The organism is Actinomycetota bacterium (assembly GCA_013152275.1).
Classification (GTDB): Bacteria; Actinomycetota; Acidimicrobiia; order Spongiisociales; family UBA4744; genus BMS3Bbin01.
Window position 1 is genome coordinate 28,645 of the sequence record JAADGS010000035.1, and the last position, 15,216, is coordinate 43,860.

15 protein-coding genes are annotated in these 15,216 nt (G+C 66.2%); 12 read left to right on the forward strand and 3 right to left on the reverse strand.

What is annotated here, in order from left to right:
• The first annotated feature begins 14 nt into the window (after positions 1 to 14).
• Positions 15 to 1,088 (forward strand): pyruvate kinase, encoded by a 1,074-nt coding sequence (locus GXP34_06615; GenBank protein NOY55644.1) that lies wholly within the window; start codon positions 15 to 17, stop codon positions 1,086 to 1,088.
• Positions 1,081 to 1,899: an HAD hydrolase-like protein gene (locus tag GXP34_06620; GenBank protein ID NOY55645.1), complete on the forward strand. Its 819-nt coding sequence runs from the start codon at positions 1,081 to 1,083 to the stop codon at positions 1,897 to 1,899. The genes GXP34_06615 and GXP34_06620 overlap by 8 nt, the downstream gene beginning before the upstream one ends.
• On the opposite strand, the gene GXP34_06625 is transcribed toward GXP34_06620, so the two are convergent.
• Entirely contained in the window at positions 1,900 to 2,334 is a 435-nt protein-coding gene (locus tag GXP34_06625; protein NOY55646.1) for a VOC family protein, read from the reverse strand. It abuts the gene before it with no gap.
• Positions 2,335 to 2,435: 101 nt separating this feature from the next.
• Between GXP34_06625 and GXP34_06630 the strand changes: the two genes are divergently transcribed.
• The 8 genes from GXP34_06630 to GXP34_06665 all read left to right on the forward strand — a co-directional run bounded on the left by GXP34_06630 (position 2,436) and on the right by GXP34_06665 (position 11,879).
• Entirely contained in the window at positions 2,436 to 4,154 is a 1,719-nt protein-coding gene (locus GXP34_06630; protein NOY55647.1) for a PEP-utilizing protein mobile subunit, read from the forward strand.
• Between the two features lie 138 nt (positions 4,155 to 4,292).
• Positions 4,293 to 5,576, forward strand: a complete 1,284-nt coding sequence (locus GXP34_06635) for an ABC transporter substrate-binding protein (GenBank protein NOY55648.1) — start codon at positions 4,293 to 4,295, stop codon at positions 5,574 to 5,576.
• 68 nt (positions 5,577 to 5,644) lie between these two features.
• Positions 5,645 to 6,502, forward strand: a complete 858-nt coding sequence (locus tag GXP34_06640) for a branched-chain amino acid ABC transporter permease (protein ID NOY55649.1) — start codon at positions 5,645 to 5,647, stop codon at positions 6,500 to 6,502.
• Positions 6,499 to 8,250, forward strand: coding sequence for an ATP-binding cassette domain-containing protein (locus GXP34_06645; protein NOY55650.1), 1,752 nt, complete (start codon positions 6,499 to 6,501; stop codon positions 8,248 to 8,250). Before GXP34_06640 ends, GXP34_06645 begins: the two co-directional genes overlap by 4 nt.
• Positions 8,247 to 9,017 carry an ABC transporter ATP-binding protein gene (locus tag GXP34_06650; GenBank protein ID NOY55651.1) on the forward strand — a complete coding sequence of 257 codons (771 nt, stop codon included), beginning with the start codon at positions 8,247 to 8,249 and terminating at the stop codon, positions 9,015 to 9,017. The genes GXP34_06645 and GXP34_06650 overlap by 4 nt, the downstream gene beginning before the upstream one ends.
• Positions 9,018 to 10,463, forward strand: coding sequence for an aldehyde dehydrogenase (locus GXP34_06655; protein NOY55652.1), 1,446 nt, complete (start codon positions 9,018 to 9,020; stop codon positions 10,461 to 10,463).
• On the forward strand, positions 10,456 to 11,268 hold the full coding sequence (locus GXP34_06660; protein ID NOY55653.1) for an HAD-IIA family hydrolase: 813 nt from the start codon (positions 10,456 to 10,458) through the stop codon (positions 11,266 to 11,268). Before GXP34_06655 ends, GXP34_06660 begins: the two co-directional genes overlap by 8 nt.
• Before the next feature lie 140 nt (positions 11,269 to 11,408).
• Positions 11,409 to 11,879: a MarR family transcriptional regulator gene (locus GXP34_06665; GenBank protein ID NOY55654.1), complete on the forward strand. Its 471-nt coding sequence runs from the start codon at positions 11,409 to 11,411 to the stop codon at positions 11,877 to 11,879.
• A 211-nt stretch (positions 11,880 to 12,090) separates the two neighbouring features.
• On the opposite strand, the gene GXP34_06670 is transcribed toward GXP34_06665, so the two are convergent.
• The gene (locus GXP34_06670) at positions 12,091 to 12,723 is read right to left on the reverse strand and encodes a tyrosine-type recombinase/integrase (GenBank protein NOY55655.1); all 633 of its coding nucleotides are present in this window, start codon (positions 12,721 to 12,723) and stop codon (positions 12,091 to 12,093) included.
• Positions 12,724 to 12,887: 164 nt separating this feature from the next.
• On the opposite strand from GXP34_06670, the gene GXP34_06675 reads away from it, so the two are divergent.
• Both GXP34_06675 and GXP34_06680 read left to right on the forward strand, forming a co-directional pair.
• Positions 12,888 to 13,118: a ribbon-helix-helix protein, CopG family gene (locus tag GXP34_06675; GenBank protein NOY55656.1), complete on the forward strand. Its 231-nt coding sequence runs from the start codon at positions 12,888 to 12,890 to the stop codon at positions 13,116 to 13,118.
• On the forward strand, positions 13,115 to 13,534 hold the full coding sequence (locus GXP34_06680; protein NOY55657.1) for a PIN domain-containing protein: 420 nt from the start codon (positions 13,115 to 13,117) through the stop codon (positions 13,532 to 13,534). The genes GXP34_06675 and GXP34_06680 overlap by 4 nt, the downstream gene beginning before the upstream one ends.
• Positions 13,535 to 13,663: 129 nt before the next feature.
• On the opposite strand, the gene GXP34_06685 is transcribed toward GXP34_06680, so the two are convergent.
• Complete coding sequence (locus GXP34_06685) at positions 13,664 to 14,935, reverse strand: type II restriction endonuclease (protein NOY55658.1); 1,272 nt, start codon at positions 14,933 to 14,935, stop codon at positions 13,664 to 13,666.
• Positions 14,936 to 15,216 lie beyond the last annotated feature (281 nt).

A 15,216-nucleotide genomic window follows, 5' to 3' on the forward strand; every position in this document is an offset into this window, starting at 1 on the left:
GAGGGGAATCGCCCATGACCGATGCCTTGATCGTCTGGATCGCCGACCTCGGCGAGGATGGGGTGGGAGTCGCCGGGTCGAAGATCGCCAAGCTCGGGTCTCTGCGGACGCTGGGAGTGAAGGTTCCCAGGGGTTTCGCGCTCACCACCCATGCCTACCTGCAGTTCATACGCGAAACGGGGCTTCGCAACGCCATCGAGAGATTCCTCGGCGAGGTTGACGATCCCGATGATATCGACCAGGTGGAAGCGGCCGCCGAGTCCATCCGCCGGGCGTTCCACGCGGCGCCGATCCCGCCCATCATCGGCGCCGCCGTCGAGGAGGCGTACGAGCTGTTGTCGGATGAATGCCGTGATCTCAACGTTCCGGTGGCGGTGCGCAGCTCCGCAACCGGTGAGGACGGGGCAGAGGCCTCGTTCGCCGGGCAGTTCGAGACGGTTCTCGGAGTGAGCGGCGTCGGGGACGTTCTCGACGCGGTGAAGGTCTGCTGGGCCAGCTTGTACAACGGTCGAGCCGTCTCGTACCGGTTGCACCATGACCTGGACCACGCGTCGAGTCCGATGGCCGTGGGGATCATCGAGCTGATCCACGCCCGCTCGTCGGGAGTGGCGTTCTCGATCCACCCGGTCAGCGGCAAGCGCGACAGGATGGTCATCGAGGCGAACTGGGGATGGGGCGAAGCGGTCGTTCAAGGTTTGGTGACCCCGGATCATGTCGAGATCGGCAAGAGCGACCGGAGGGTGCTCACCTATCAGGAGCACACCAAGGTCGTGGTCTCCAGTTTCGACTATTCCCAGGGGAGGGTGGTGCAGGTGCCGATGCCGAGCCGCCTGGCGAACCGGCGCGTCCTGGACGAGGAGGAACTGGACACCATCGTCGACGCGGTCCTCGAGATCGAGGCGCACTACGGCTACCCGGTCGACGTCGAATGGGTGATCGGGCGCTACCGGCGGGTTGGTGAGCCGGTCGTGATCGTGCAGACCCGGCCGGAGACCGTCCACGCTCCGGCACCGTCCCGGGCTCGGCTGGGCTTCGATGTCGCCTCGATCGCTCGCCGTACCGTGTTGAGCCGTTCCGAGGATGGTTGATCGCCCGATCGGCCGAGCCGACATCGCCGGGTATCGGGGCATCCTGTGTGATCTGGACGGTGTCGTGCTTCGGGGCGGCCGGCTCCTCGACGGAGCGGTGCGGTTCGCCGAGATCGTCGCCGACCTCGGGGTGCCGCTGGTATTCGTCACCAACGGTTCCTGGCCGAAGGAGCAGGTCGTCGGCGAACTGGCTGCGGCCGGGTGGTCGATCGAGCCCCACGACATCGTGAATTCGGGCGACAGCATCGCCTTGGAAGCCAAAGGCTCGAATCAACCGCTGGTGGCGGCGGGGGGACCGGGCCTGCCGGTGGCGCTGGCTGCGGCCGGGATCGTCGTCGCGGCGCCCGAGGAGTTCCCACTCACCGGCGTGTCCGGGCCGATCGTATACGCGGTCACCGGAGAGCAGTTGTTCTCCTACGAATCGTTGACCTGGATCTACCGGCTGGTCGACGCCGGCCTGGAGCTCCTCTTCCCATCGGATGAGCGGTACTTTCCGCTGGCAGACGGCCTCGGTCCGGGCGGGGGACCGTTTCTCGCCGCACTCCGGGAGATGGTGCCCGGGGCCCGGGTCCGGATCTGCGGCAAACCGCACCCGCCGATGGTGGCCGCGGTCGGGAACCGGCTCGGGGGCGAAGGCCCCTTCTTGATGATCGGGGACAACCCCGATGTCGATCTCGTGTTTGCGCACGCCAACGGCTGGGACTGTCTGCTGGTCGCCACCGGAGCGGGGACGCCGGAGCGCATCGCCGCGTCGACGGCCCGCTTCACCGCGGCCGGGCTGGCCGCGGTGGCCGACACCCTCGAGGCGTGATCAGGCTCCGAGCATCTCCCGGAGGGCGTCGCGTCGCGCCGCGTCGACGAGCTCGAGGGTGACTCCCGACGGGAGCGTGACGTACACGAAGCTCGTGGGCCGGTCTTCGGGGCCCTCGTAACGCAGGGTGACGGTGGCCCCCCGATCGACCATGTGCCGGGTGGCGGCGGGGAGATCCTGCACCCAGTAGCCGAGATGCCAGGTCGTGGGCGCCAGCTTGCCTCCGGCGGGGGCGTCCACCAGCTCGATGTGGGGCGGGCCTTCGAGCGAGTAGACGAAGCGCAGTTCGGCGTCGAAGGGGCCGTCGGGGCTCATCATCGGTCGGTTCCTGGTTTGGATCGGCGTCCACCGTATGCCGAAGTCTTCGAGGTCGGCCATGGCCGCTTCCAGATCCTCGACTCCGACCCCGATGTGATACGGGCCTTCGAATTCCATCGTGTTCTGCTTTCCTTCCGACAGTGTTGCTATAGAAATGATATGATCCTACATGATTACTATGGCATGTAGTCGATAGAGCCCTCGGAAGGAGGCTGCGGATGCCGAAAGTCGTGCCCGTCGACGAGTTTGTTGATCCGGAGTGGTACCCGGGGTGGCGAGATCTCGAACCAGGTATCAAGGTCTTTGACGCGATCGGCCCGTTCCGAAAGGAGGATGAAGCAGGGTTCTGGATCCTCGACTTCCATCATCCCTACGGTTTCTGCCCGCTCTCCTTCGGGCTCCTCGAGGTGGGCGCCAAGCTCACCCAGATCGTTGCGGAGCGCATCCCGCTGCCACCGGGTCGTGGCTTGACGGTACGGATGGCCGGGGTTCACTCATATGCCAGCGAGGTGCCCGTCACCTCTCCGTGGCTCATCGGTGAGCGAGCCAAGCGAGCGATGAAGTCCATCCCCGCCATGATCGCCTCCTTTCCGGACGACTGGGCGGCGGCGGTGGAGGAGCTGAAAGCCGGGCTGGAGCGGTTCGAGTCGCTCGACGTCGACTCGCTCGACCCCGCCGAGCTGGCCGCCTACCTCACTGAGGCATACGACTTCCTCGAGCGGGCATGGGAGATCCACTTCGAGCTGATGTACCCGCTGCTGGCGAACTACGCCGGCTTCCTCGGGGTGTGCGCCGAGCTCGGGATCGACGCCAGCCAGGCTCCGGCGTTTCTCCAGGGCGAAGACACCAAGATCATGGCGGTCGACCGCGAGTTGTGGAACCTCGCCGACCGGGCCCGCGAGGAGGGGATCGATTCGATCTTCGCCGCGCACGAGGCGGAAGAGCTGAAGGCGGCTCTCGAGGCGGACCCGGCTGCCGCGACCTGGCTGGCGGAGTTCAACGAGTTCCTCCAGCGGGACGGGTGGCGGATCGAGGGCATCGTCAACCCGATGCTTGCCCCGTGGATCGAGGATCCCACCCCGCCGCTCGGTACGATCAAGACCTTCCTCGGCGCCGAGGAACGGTTCGACTTCGACGCGGCGCGGGAAGCGACGATCGCCGAGCGTGAGCAGCTCGTGGCGGAGACGCGCGATCGGCTCACCGTCGAAGAGCGGGAGGTCTTCGACGGGGCCCTGGCCGCGGTTCGGGCGGTCAACTTCGTCTGGTGGAACGAAGAGCACAACTACTACATCGACCTGCGCGCCCACATTCCCTACCGGCGTCTGGCGATGGCGGTGGTCACCGCCGCCGGTGCTCCCGATCCCGACGATGCGTTCTATTTGTTCGTTCAGGAGCTGCACGAGCTGGCGGCGGGTCGACGCCGGTGGAGCGAGCTGGCGGATCTGGTTGCGGCCCGCCGCACGTTCTACGCCGATTCGATCGCCAAGCGGGCCGAGATGCCGAAGATACTCGGCACCGTGCCCGAGACCATCACCGATCCGGTGGTGGCGGAGATCTACGGCATGGGGGACGCCTTCTTCGCCGCCCTGGATGCGGACGGGAGCGACGTCTCGGAGCTGGTCGGGATACCCGCCGCCCCCGGCAAGGTGCGGGGAAGGGTGCGGGTGCTCCACAGCGCCCAGGAACTCCATCGGATCGAGGAGGGAGAGGTTCTCGTGTGTGAGGCCACGTCCCCCAACTGGACTCCGGCCTTCGGAAAGATCGCCGGCTGTGTCTGTGACACCGGTGGAAGCCTGACCCACGCGGCCATCGTCAGTCGCGAGTACCGGATCCCGGCAGTCACCGGATGTGCGGTGGCGACCCAGGCCCTCGGTGATGGTGATCTCGTCGAAGTCGACGGCACCGCCGGAGTGGTGCGGATCATCGAACGCGCCTGACGAATACGCCGGCAGTGACATGAGATCTTTCGCGACGATTTCGTGGGCGAAACAAAATGATTCCTATATGGACCATCATCATGACAGTGATATGTGTAGGATAGATACATGTTGTACCCGTCTTGGAGGAGGCGAGCCATGAAACGACCCGCGAAATGGGCTCTGCTGCTGGTATTCGTGCTGGTGGCGGCGGCCTGCGGAGGAGCCGCCGAGAGCACCGGATCCACCGATACCACTGCCGCAACCGACACCACCGCCGCAACCGACACCACCGCCGCAACTACCGAATCGACTGCCGAGACGGCCGCTGCGGCGCCGGTCGAGCTGCCGACCGTCAAGATCGGCTCCGTCAACAGCCTGACCGGGCCGTTTCCGTTCCCGGAGGCCTCGGCGGCGGCTGCGGCGGTATTCGATCGGTACAACGATGATCCGGCACGCGCCTTCGACATCGAGTACATCATCGAGGACGACGCAGCCGACCCGGCAATCGCCACCCAGGCGGCTCGCAAGATCGTGTCCCAAGACGGCGTGGTACTCGTGGCGGGGGGTGCCAGCCTGCTCGATTGCATCGTGGACGGCGCCTACTACGCCGAGAACGGTGTCTACTCGATCCCGGGAACCGGCGTCGACGAAGGGTGTTTTGCATCCCGGAACATCGCCCCGGTCAACACCGGTCCCTGGCTGGGCCTGGTGGTATCGCTCTATTTCACGTCCGAGATCCTCGGTCATGACAAGATCTGTTACGTCCAGTTCGACACCGGCTCGGGCGCCGAAGCCCGAGCGGCCGCGGTGGCCCGTTGGGAGGCGATCACCGGCAAGACGCTGGCGTCTCTCGACCTCTACCCGCCCGGCGACGACCTGACTCCGTATGTGGTCAAGGCCATGGACACCGGCTGTACGGCTGTGTTCGAAGGCGGCCTCGACTTCACCGCCATCGCCTGGGACCAGGCCGTGGCCACCCAGGGCGCCACGTTCGATTCGGTGCACTTCACGTCGGCGTACACGTCGGGGGTGGCCGAAGCCATCCCGAATCCGGCCACACCGACGTACGCCAACTCGGAGTTCGAGCCGTTCACCGAGGTCGACTCTCCGGCACTGGCCGATTGGCGCGGACTCATGGAATCCGCGGACGTCCCGCTCACCTCGTTCGCCGAGGGCGGGTACCTGGCAGGCTTGATCGCGATCGACGTCATCGAGAGCGCCGGCATCACCGCCGACGACGACACGGCGACGCAACGCTCCAAGATCGAGCAGGCGTTGCTGACGATGAAGCCGTTCGAGCATCCGATGCTCGGCGTTCCGTTCGTGTTCGGCGATGCCGAGAAGCACAACCCGAACTACGCGTCGAAGTTCGTTCAGCTCGTCGATGGCGAGTGGGTGACGGTTACCGACGAGTTCGTCGTACTACCGGATGAATCCTGAGCCGGTGGACCGGGGAGGGCCGGCGTTGAACCGGCCCTCCCCGGACCGGCACGGAGAAGTGCTCCAGCATGTTTGATGCTGCCATATCCGGCATTCCGTCAGGGGGAGCCTATGCCCTCATCGGGGTGACCGTCGTCCTGCTGTATCGGATGACGGGCACGCTCAACTTTGCGGCCGCCGTCACCGGTGCCTTCGGGGCGTTCACCGTCGTGGCGATCAACGGCGCCGGCGTCGGTCTCGGGGTGGCCGTCCTCGTCGGGATGATCGTTGGTGGCATCGTTTCCGGGCTGCTGGGCGTCGTGGCAGCCTTTCTCTTCTCCGACCACGACGAGATCTCGCGTTCGGTCGTCACGATCGCCATGGCGATCGGGCTGTTCGCCGTGGCGTTTCGTATCTTCGGAGACCAACCGCGGGCCTTTCCCCCGCTGTTCGGAGGATCGAACATCACTGTCGGAGGTGTCGTCCTGCCGACCTCGAACCTCGTGTCGGCGGCTCTTGCCCTCGGGCTTGCGGTTGGGATCAACGCCGTGTTGACTCGCACCCGTCTCGGCCTCAAGTACCAGGCACTGAGCGTTCGGGCGGCGACGGCCGAGGGTCTCGGTGTGCCGGTGCGGGGCCTGCTCGTCGGGGCCTGGGCCTTCTCCGGGTTCGTCGCGGCGTTCGCCCTCACCCTGGCGGCCCCGACCCGGCAGGCGGACATGACCTCACTCGGTCTCCTCGTGATTCCGGCGTTCGCCGCTGCCCTGATAGGTGGCTTCCGGTCGTTCACCTGGATCGCCGTCGGTGGGATCACCCTGGGTGTGTTCGAGGCGCTGGTGATACGCGTGAGGCCGCTCGCGACGTACCGCAGCGCGCTTCCGTTCGTCGTGATCGTCGCGCTGTTGCTGTGGACCCAGCGCCGGGCGATCTGGGATGAGGCTCGATGATCGGATCACTGTCTGCCCGCGTGCCGATCCGGCCGACGCATCCCATCGGCCTGGCCCTGGGAGTGGCCGCCGTCGGGTTCGTGATCTGGCTTCCGGAGTTCTGGACGTACCTGTTCATCGGGGCGGTGGTCAGCGCGCTCGTCGCGGCGAGTGTCGGCGTGGTCTACGGCAGCGCCGGGCTGGTATCACTCTGCCAGCTCACGTTTGCGGCAATTGGAGCCTGGACGATCGGGTGGCTGAACGTTCATACCGGGATCCCGTTTCTGGCCTTGTTGTTGATCGGCGGAATCGCCGCGGTGCCGGTCGGGTTGGTGATCGGCCTGCTGTCCCTTCGTCTCCGGGGGATACACCTGGCCGTCGTCACCATGAGTTTCGCCGTGGCGAGCACGGTGGTGCTCCGCCAGATCGAGTTCCCCGGATCGCTGAGCAACCAACCCGTCCGACGCCCCGAGCTGTTCGCCAGTGAGAACGGGTACTTCCTGCTGGCGGTGGCCGTTCTGGTCGTGATCTTTGTCGCCCTGAACGCGATGCGGAAGAGGCCGGTCGGTCTCGCCTGGCGTGCCGTGCGCCACAGCGAGCGTGCGGCGGCGGCGTTGGGTTTGAACGTTCCCCTCTCCAAGCTGATCGCCTTCGCGGTGGGGGCATTCATCGCCGGAGTTGCCGGAGGTCTCCTTGTCGGTCAGAACGGCACCGTCAGCTTGCGGAGCTTCGAGGTGCTCGACTCGCTCGTCATCTTCACGGTCGCAGTCATGGTCGGGGCCGACTATCTCGAGGGTGCGGTCATGGCGGGGTTGTTCGCGACAGTCGTTCCCGAGCTCTTCCGGAACTGGAGCATTCCGCTGGACGTGGTTCCGATCCTGTTCGCCATCGGCGCCATCGATATTCTTCGCCGGGGAGGGGACGGGATCAGCGGGCAGCTTCGCCGGCGCATGCGAACCTGGCGAGGTGCCGCAACACGGGAAGAGGCGGTGGCCGGGGAGCCGGCACCAGCCGGTGTCATCGTGCCGGTGCAGGACGGTCCGGTCGGCGCGGCACGGCCGCCGGAGCTGACGATCGAGGGCCTGAGCGTGAGGTTCGGGGCGGTGCGAGCACTCGACGGCGTGAGCCTCACCGTGCCGGCCGAATCTGTCGTCGGCCTGATTGGGCCAAACGGGGCGGGAAAATCTACGCTGGTCGATGTAGTGACCGGGTTCGTTCGCGGCGAACACGGTGTGGTCATGCTCGGGGGACGCTCACTGAATGGCCTCCCTGCACACTCCCGCGCGAGGAGCGGTTTGCGACGCACGTTTCAACAGGGAAGGGCGATTCCGGGGCTGACGGTCGAGCAGTACCTTCGCCTCGGCTCGAACGGGAGCGCCACCGACGCCGACCTCGATCGGGTCATCGACGCGCTCGGCTGCCCCGGCCGATCGGTGCGTATCGAGGAGATCGACATGCCGACTCGCCGCCTGGTGGAGGCCGCGGCCTGTTTTGTCGCAAGTCCGAAACTGGTCCTCCTGGACGAACCGGCGGCGGGTCTCGGTGAGGCGGAATCGGCCCGGCTCGCCAGGAGCATTGCCTCGCTCCCGGAGCTGTTCGGCTGTTCCGTTCTCCTGATCGAGCACGATGTGGAAGTCGTCCACGCCGCCTGTGACTATGTCACCGTGCTGGATTTCGGGAAGGTGATCGCCCAGGGCCCACCCGCGGAAGTCTTCTCATCTCCCGAGGTGATGAGCGCGTTCCTCGGAAAAGTCGGGGTGGCGCCATGAGCGCTCTGCTCCGGGTCGAGGATCTTCACGTGGACCGGGGAGGATTCCCGGTCGTCCGGGGGGTGGGGCTCGAAGTGTGCGAAGGATCGATCGCCGTTCTCCTCGGGAACAACGGTGCCGGCAAGTCGACCACCCTCGACGGGATCGCCGGGGCAATTCCGGTGGCCGGGGGCCGGGTGACCCTGTCCGGGCTCGAGATCACCCAGAGCCGGCCCTACCAGCGAGCCCGGTTGGGACTCGCCTATGTCGAGCAGGGGAAAGCGGTCTTTCCCGCCCTCACCGCCGAAGAGAACGTCATGGTGGCGGCTCCCCGAGGGCGGGCGCTCGAAGCCTTGGCGATGTTTCCGGAGCTTCACGATCGACGGAGGACTCCGGCCGGTTTGTTGAGCGGCGGCGAGCAGCAGATGCTGGTTGTCGCCCGAGCTCTCTCGCTGCAACCCCGGGTCCTGCTCCTCGACGAGATCTCCTTCGGGCTTGCCCCGGTTATCGTGCTCCGGCTGATGGCGGCGGTGCGCCGCCTGGCCGACGACGGCATGGCGGTGCTCCTGGTCGAGCAGTTCGCCTCGCTGGCCCTCGAGGTGGGCGATCGGGCGTACGTCCTCAACAAGGGCACGATCGAGTACGAGGGTCCCTGCCGAACTCTCATCGAACATCCGGAGATACTCCACACCGCCTACCTGGGAATCTCCCCGGTGGCGCTCTCCGCCGATGCCGGTTTCGACGCCGACTCGGGTCGGGTCGGGTCCCGGTCGACTGGGGGTGCGTGAGTGGAGCGTCGAGGTGTCTTCATCGCCGGGGACTGGGCGGGATCGGGGCCGCCGGTCGAGATTCGTGATCCCGCGGATGCTCGTGTTGTCGTCGCGACGGTCATGACCGGATCGCCCGATGATCTCCGAAATGCGGTCGCAGCCGCCCAGGCGGCGGTCTCCTGGCAGGTGACGTCCCCTCAGGAGCGCGCCGGCTACCTGTCGACGGCCGCCCGGCTGCTGCGCGAACGGGCGGAAAGGATCGCGGCCGAACTGGTCTCGGAGGAGGGCAAGACGCTCCGCGAAGCCGGCGGAGAGGTCATCCGGTCCGCCGCCACCCTCGAATACCACGCCGGTCAAGCCCTCCGGGCCCAAGGTGAGGTGCTCGCTCCGATCCGGCCGGGGGCGTTGACCGTGACGCGGCGCCGACCGGTGGGACCGGTGGCGGTGATCTCACCGTTCAACTTCCCGATGCTGGTTCCCGCATGGAAGATCGGGCCGGCGCTGGCCCACGGCAACACCGTCGTCTGGAAGCCTTCTTCACTGACACCCCTGACCGCCATCAACTTGACAGAAGCGTTCCACGACGCCGGTCTTCCCCCCGGTGTACTCAACATGGTGGTGGCCTCCGGCAAGGCCGCGGCAGGGAGCCTCATCGGTGCTCCCGGTATCAAGGCGTTGACATTCACCGGTTCCACCACGGCCGGACGCACCATCCAAGCGCGCCTCGGCGGGCTCGACACCAGAGTGCAGCTCGAGATGGGGGGGAACAACGCGGCGATCGTGTTCGACGGCGTCGACGTTGCCCAGGTGGCGGCCGAGATCATCAAGGGAGCGCTGGCGGGATCGGGTCAGCGCTGCACCGGAATCCGGCGTGTCATCATCGCCGGTCGGGTCGCGGGAATCGAGGACGCGTTGGTGGCAGAAGCCGGCAGGTGGCGCGTCGGACCGGGGATGGACCCGAACTCCGACATGGGCCCGCTGGTGAGCGCCGCGGCCCGGCGTGATGTCCTCGCCGGGCTGGAGCGGCTGGTGGGGGCAGGTGCCACGATCGTCACGGCGGACCGTACGGTCGAGGACGAGGTTTGGGAGCATGGCCATTTCGTGGCGCCGGCGATTGTCTCCAATCTGGATCCGGACGACGATCTGGCGTGCGAGGAGATCTTCGGTCCCGTCTTGAGCCTGTATCGGGCGGATACTCGGGACGAAGCCTTCCGACTGGCCAACGCCACCCCGTTCGGGCTCTCCCATGCCGTGTTCTCTCCCGAGATCGACGATGCCCTCGCCGCGGCGGATTCCCTCGAGGCGGGCATGGTCCATGTGAATGCGTCAGGCGGGGTCGCCCCCCACGTTCCCTTCGTCGGGTGGGGTGATTCCGGGTTCGGTCCGGCCGAGCAAGGCGAGACCGCCGTCGAATTCTTTACGCGAACTCAGGTCATCAATGTTCACGGTGCCCGGTTTGTCTGAGTCCGCCGTGGCACTTCTCGGAGCCGGCCGTTACCGGACCGTCCTGTTCGATCTCGACGGCACCGTATACATCGACGGCAAGGCGCTTCCGGGCGTCCCCGCCTTTGTGGAGGAGGCGCGCCGAGCGGGGCATCGAGTCGGCTTTCTCACCAACATGTCCTATCGATCCCGGGAGTGGTGCTTGGACGTCCTCCACCAGGTCCAGGTCGAAGCGAAACCGGATGAACTGATAACCACCGTGGACGTGATGGTGGAAGTTCTCCGCTCCAGAGGGATGAAGAAGGTGGCCGCCATCGGCTCAGACGAGTTCCGGTCGCAACTCTCCCGGGCGGGGGTGCAGGTCGGAGACCTTCTCGCGGGGCCGATCCACGATCCGGATGCACTCGTTGTCGGAATGTGGCCGGGAGCCTCCCGGGAGTCGATCGCCGCTGCGGTCGGCCTGATCAGCAACGCGGTTCCGGTCTTCGCGACGTCGGGAGTCGGATCGTTGCCCACCTCGAACGGGTTGGTGTCGGGAGCGGCCGGCATCGTCCGTCGACTCCGGGAGGGCTCCGGCATGCCGGTGACGATCACCGGGAAACCGGGTCGACTCTTCAGCGATGTCGTCAAGCGTCGTCTCGACCTCGTCGATCCGGTGCTGGTGGTCGGAGACACCATCGAGGTCGACATCGTCATGGCAGACAGCAACGGTTGGGACTCGCTGCTGGTGCTCACCGGTGCCTCCAGCGACCACCAGGCCCAGGCGATGACGGGGGGAGGAGGGCCCACGTATGTCGCACGCACGCTCGACGACGTCGAGATGTGAGAGATCCGGCCGGTGCTCGTCACCGTTTCGGCTGCCGGTGTGGCTGCCGTCCGGGACGGTTGACGGCGACGGTGTTGGTAGTTCCTGTGGTCTAATATTATTGTGGCAATAACAATCACAGTAGGAATAATCAACACACCATGATGAATCAAGAATATGACCCACTCGAGCGGGGTTTCGAGCGCTCGGTTCCGATGATGTTCTACCGGGCACTGGACGCGGTCCTTCCCCCGTTCCGGGAGATCTTCGCCAAGTTCAACATCACCCAACCCCAGTGGCGTGTTCTCCGGGTCCTGTGGGACGAGGACGGCCAGAACCTCACCTCGATTGCCGAGCGAACGCTCATCGTGCCCACGGTGCTCGTTGGGATCGTCGACCGGCTCGAGCGCGATGGCAGGGTCGAACGGCGGCGGTCGCACAAGGACCGACGACGCGTGCACGTTTGCCTGACCGAGAGCGGGCGGGCGCTCAAAGACGATGTGGTGCCGCTCGTGCGTGACGTCTACGTTCAGTTACAGGCAGCCCTCGAACCGGAAGAGTGGGCAAACCTCTACGACGCCATCGACAAACTCATCGAGGCCGAAAACAACGCCCGCGCGACTTCTGTGTGACCTCGGACCGACGCGGCGGACATCCGCACGCGTGAGCATCCGATGCTGCACGAGACTGCGTAGGCCGGCCGGTCCGGCTCGGTTGGCCCCCGGCCCAACGCGATCGGGACACACCGACTGATGAGACGAAGGGGCGGGGCCGAGCGTCTCGCGGGCGCAGGGTTCGCCGCCGGCAAGACGGGCGTGCCGACCAAGTGCCGCGTGCAGCCGGTCACGGTGACCACTCTCGTTTGTTGATCGCCTCGATGACCTGTCTCGGGGCGATGTGGTTGAGGTACCGGTCGGTGGTGGCGAGCGACGCGTGGCCGAGCTGACGCTGAATGATCGGCATCTCGACGCCTTCCATGGCCAGCTCGTAGGCGTGCGTGTGGCGGAAACCGTGCGGATGAACCCGCTTGGTGATTCCGGCGGCTTCGGCGAGTCGGCACAGGAGCGTGCGCAGGTAGGAATGGTGCAGGTGGCGCCCCTGCAACGTGCAGAAGAGTGTCTGCTCGGCTCCGAATCCGAGTGAGGCCCGGCGTTCGAGCCACGCTTGGACGATCCGGCCTCCACCGGAGTCGATGCCGACGGTTCGGCGACGATCACCCTTGCCGTGAAGGACGGTGACCGATCCTGCGGCGAGGTCGACGTCCTTGGGCCGCAGGTCGAGGGCTTCGGCGTGACGCAGGCCCGTTCGGTAGAGGAGCGTGATCAGTGCCCTGTTGCGAAGTCCCAGGGATGAGGTCGTCGGGATTTGGGCGAGGAGCGCCCGCATCTCGTCGGGCGTGAGGATCTCGGCCGGGTAGGTCTTGCCCTTGTTGGCGGGCGTCCGACCTTTGCGCAGTTGGGAGAACTCGGACCGCATGCCGACACGGTATGGCACGGGTGTGACAGAACCGCCGCGCCGGTCGGCCGTAGACACCAGATCGCGAAACTCCAGACCGGTGGGTCGATCGTGTGGGCGTATGTTCGCGGGGGCACGTCGTGGGCGGCCGACACTCGCAGCATGGGTATGGCACAGCGTATGGCATGAAACATACGACGATCTACCTCCCTGAGGATCTGAAGCGGCGCCTCGAGCAGGTCGCTCGCCGGGAGCGGCGGACCGAGGCCGACGTGATCCGCGAGGCGTTGGCGGACGCGCCGGCCATGCGGGAGCGTCCCCGACCGACGGTCCCCCTGTCCGAGGCGGGGCTGGGCGATCCGACGATCGCCGAACGGGTCGATGAGCTGCTCGCCGAGGGATTCGGGCGGTCGTGATCATCCTCGAAACCAGCGGTGTGCTCGCCGCGCCGTTCCCCGACCAGCGGGACCATGCGAGCGCCCGCGCTGCGCTCGAGGCAGCCGACGGTCCCCTTGTGCTGTCACCCTTCGTCTTGGCCGAGCTGGGCTACTTCGTTGCGGGCAGGGCCGGCGTCGACATCGAGCAGCGCCTGCTCGCCGACGTCGCTGCCGGCGCGTACACGCTCGCCTCCTTCGGATCTGCCGACGTGGCTGCGGCGAGCGAGGTGATCGCACGGTACGCAGATCTTGGTCTCGGCCTCACGGATGCTTCGTTGGTTGTGCTCGCCGACCGGTTCGACACCGATCGGATCCTCACGCTGGACCACCGACGGTTCCGGACGGTGACGGGCAGGGCGGGGAAGCCGTTCCGGCTGCTGCCGGCCGACGCTTGAAACCGCTGCACCGGAGATCGTGATGTCGGTCATCGAGTGTCGATGGGCGCGGGCTGTTGCTGTCCATCGACGCCGCACCTGTGGTCGCAGCAGCGGCAGAGAACCCGCGCAGGACGCGGAGGTCACCCGTCACCAAGGTCTGCGGGCGATCGCCTCGATCGGTTTCATGCCCTGTCCGAATCGGGCAATGGCCTCGCGGTTCTTCTTCAGCTCGCTGTAGGCGATGAAGTGAACGTCCAACACATCGACCACGTGGCTGAAGGCGGGACGCTTCAACTGGTCCCGAGCTGCAGCCTCGCGGGAATCGGGGGCGACCAGGAACAGCGACAGCCGGTCGTGTTTCAGGCCGAGCGCCAGGTCCGACATCCGCAGGATCCCGGAGTAGATCGAGGTCGTATGCTCGACCTCGAAGGCGGCTACGACGCGGCCGGTCGTCGAGTCGACCCAGAGCACGTCGATCAGCCGGATCGCATCGAATGACGGCGTCTCCTCCAACGCGTTCGGGAGGCATTCGAGGCAGCCGTCGGCCAGGCGCCCTCCGTCGTAGTGACGGTTCACGTCGTTGGCGGCGATCCACACGTCGAATCCCACGGCTTTCCCCAGATCCCGTAGCCATCCCTGGATCTCGGTATGGGTGAGGTCCTCCTCGTGGGCGGCCTGAATCGCGCGGTCGGCGCGGTCCGACTCGGCACGGACCCGGGCGAGGTCCTCCTCCCATCGAGCACGCGCCGCGTCATCCAACTCGCGCGGCGGTGGCGGATACCTCCCGGAGCCGACATCGAACAAGAAACCGCCGATCGCCCCGAGGTCGTTGGAGAGAAGATCCCTGTACTTCGAATTCAGCTCCAGGATGCCGAGGCGCATGGCAAGGTACCCGTCCCAGCGGCCCATCCTCACTTTCGCCCCGGTCACGGCGTTGTAGCCCTTCACGATCGCGGTATTGAAAGGCGGGACCACGGTCGGGTGGAGAAAGTAGAGGATGTTGGAGGCGGCGGGACCGAGACCCTTGATCGCTGCGCGATCCAGGGTCCGGATGGCCCCAAGGACCTCCGACTCCTCGCCGGAGCAGCAGGCGCACGTCTGGAGGAACCGGCCGAAAGCGAGCTGGTTCGCGCGATTCTCGTAGATGTCGGGGATACGTAGTTTCGGTTTCCAGAGGAAGGCGTGGTCGGCGCCCCGGAAGATCTGCCTCTGTTCGGCGATGGACTTCACGACCGTTTCGAGCGAGGAGCCCTTGTAGACGTTCCCGAACGTGCCTGCTTCGATCTCGTCGACCACGGCGGAAATGCCCTGCCCGATGGAACGGAAGTTCTTCAGCCGCTCTTCCCAGAGGAACCAGGTGCGGTAGGTGCCCAGCGGGTCCTCTCGCCAACGAGTGAGGAGACGCCGAAGGGGGTCGATCTCGGAGAGTGGCGGGTCGGTCGGGTCGTTCAACTTGCTCCTCTACGAACCATGAAATGGCATGGCAGATGCCAGTCGGAGAGTACACCGCCCGTCCGCCTTATGACCGTGAACGTGTCCATCCATTCGAGTGCCGGGTCCTTCGTCGTGGCAGAAGGCGGAGCCCTTGATGCCGTGCTTTCCCGGTCCGTGTCGGCGGCACTCTCTGGGTATGTCGCATCTTGTCGCGACAGTCGCCGCTGTCTTCGCTTGGGTGGTTTGCAGCGTCGGGCTTCGGACGG

Bases quoted from the DNA above. Each gene is read 5' to 3' on its own strand.
- GXP34_06615 (NOY55644.1), top strand. From the start codon at position 15: ATGACCGATGCCTTGATCGTCTGGATCGCCGACCTCGGCGAGGATGGG.
- GXP34_06620 (NOY55645.1), top strand. From the start codon at position 1,081: ATGGTTGATCGCCCGATCGGCCGAGCCGACATCGCCGGGTATCGGGGC.
- GXP34_06625 (NOY55646.1), bottom strand. From the start codon at position 2,334: ATGGAATTCGAAGGCCCGTATCACATCGGGGTCGGAGTCGAGGATCTG.
- GXP34_06630 (NOY55647.1), top strand. From the start codon at position 2,436: ATGCCGAAAGTCGTGCCCGTCGACGAGTTTGTTGATCCGGAGTGGTAC.
- GXP34_06635 (NOY55648.1), top strand. From the start codon at position 4,293: ATGAAACGACCCGCGAAATGGGCTCTGCTGCTGGTATTCGTGCTGGTG.
- GXP34_06640 (NOY55649.1), top strand. From the start codon at position 5,645: ATGTTTGATGCTGCCATATCCGGCATTCCGTCAGGGGGAGCCTATGCC.
- GXP34_06645 (NOY55650.1), top strand. From the start codon at position 6,499: ATGATCGGATCACTGTCTGCCCGCGTGCCGATCCGGCCGACGCATCCC.
- GXP34_06650 (NOY55651.1), top strand. From the start codon at position 8,247: ATGAGCGCTCTGCTCCGGGTCGAGGATCTTCACGTGGACCGGGGAGGA.
- GXP34_06665 (NOY55654.1), top strand. From the start codon at position 11,409: ATGATGAATCAAGAATATGACCCACTCGAGCGGGGTTTCGAGCGCTCG.
- GXP34_06670 (NOY55655.1), bottom strand. From the start codon at position 12,723: ATGCGGTCCGAGTTCTCCCAACTGCGCAAAGGTCGGACGCCCGCCAAC.
- GXP34_06675 (NOY55656.1), top strand. From the start codon at position 12,888: ATGAAACATACGACGATCTACCTCCCTGAGGATCTGAAGCGGCGCCTC.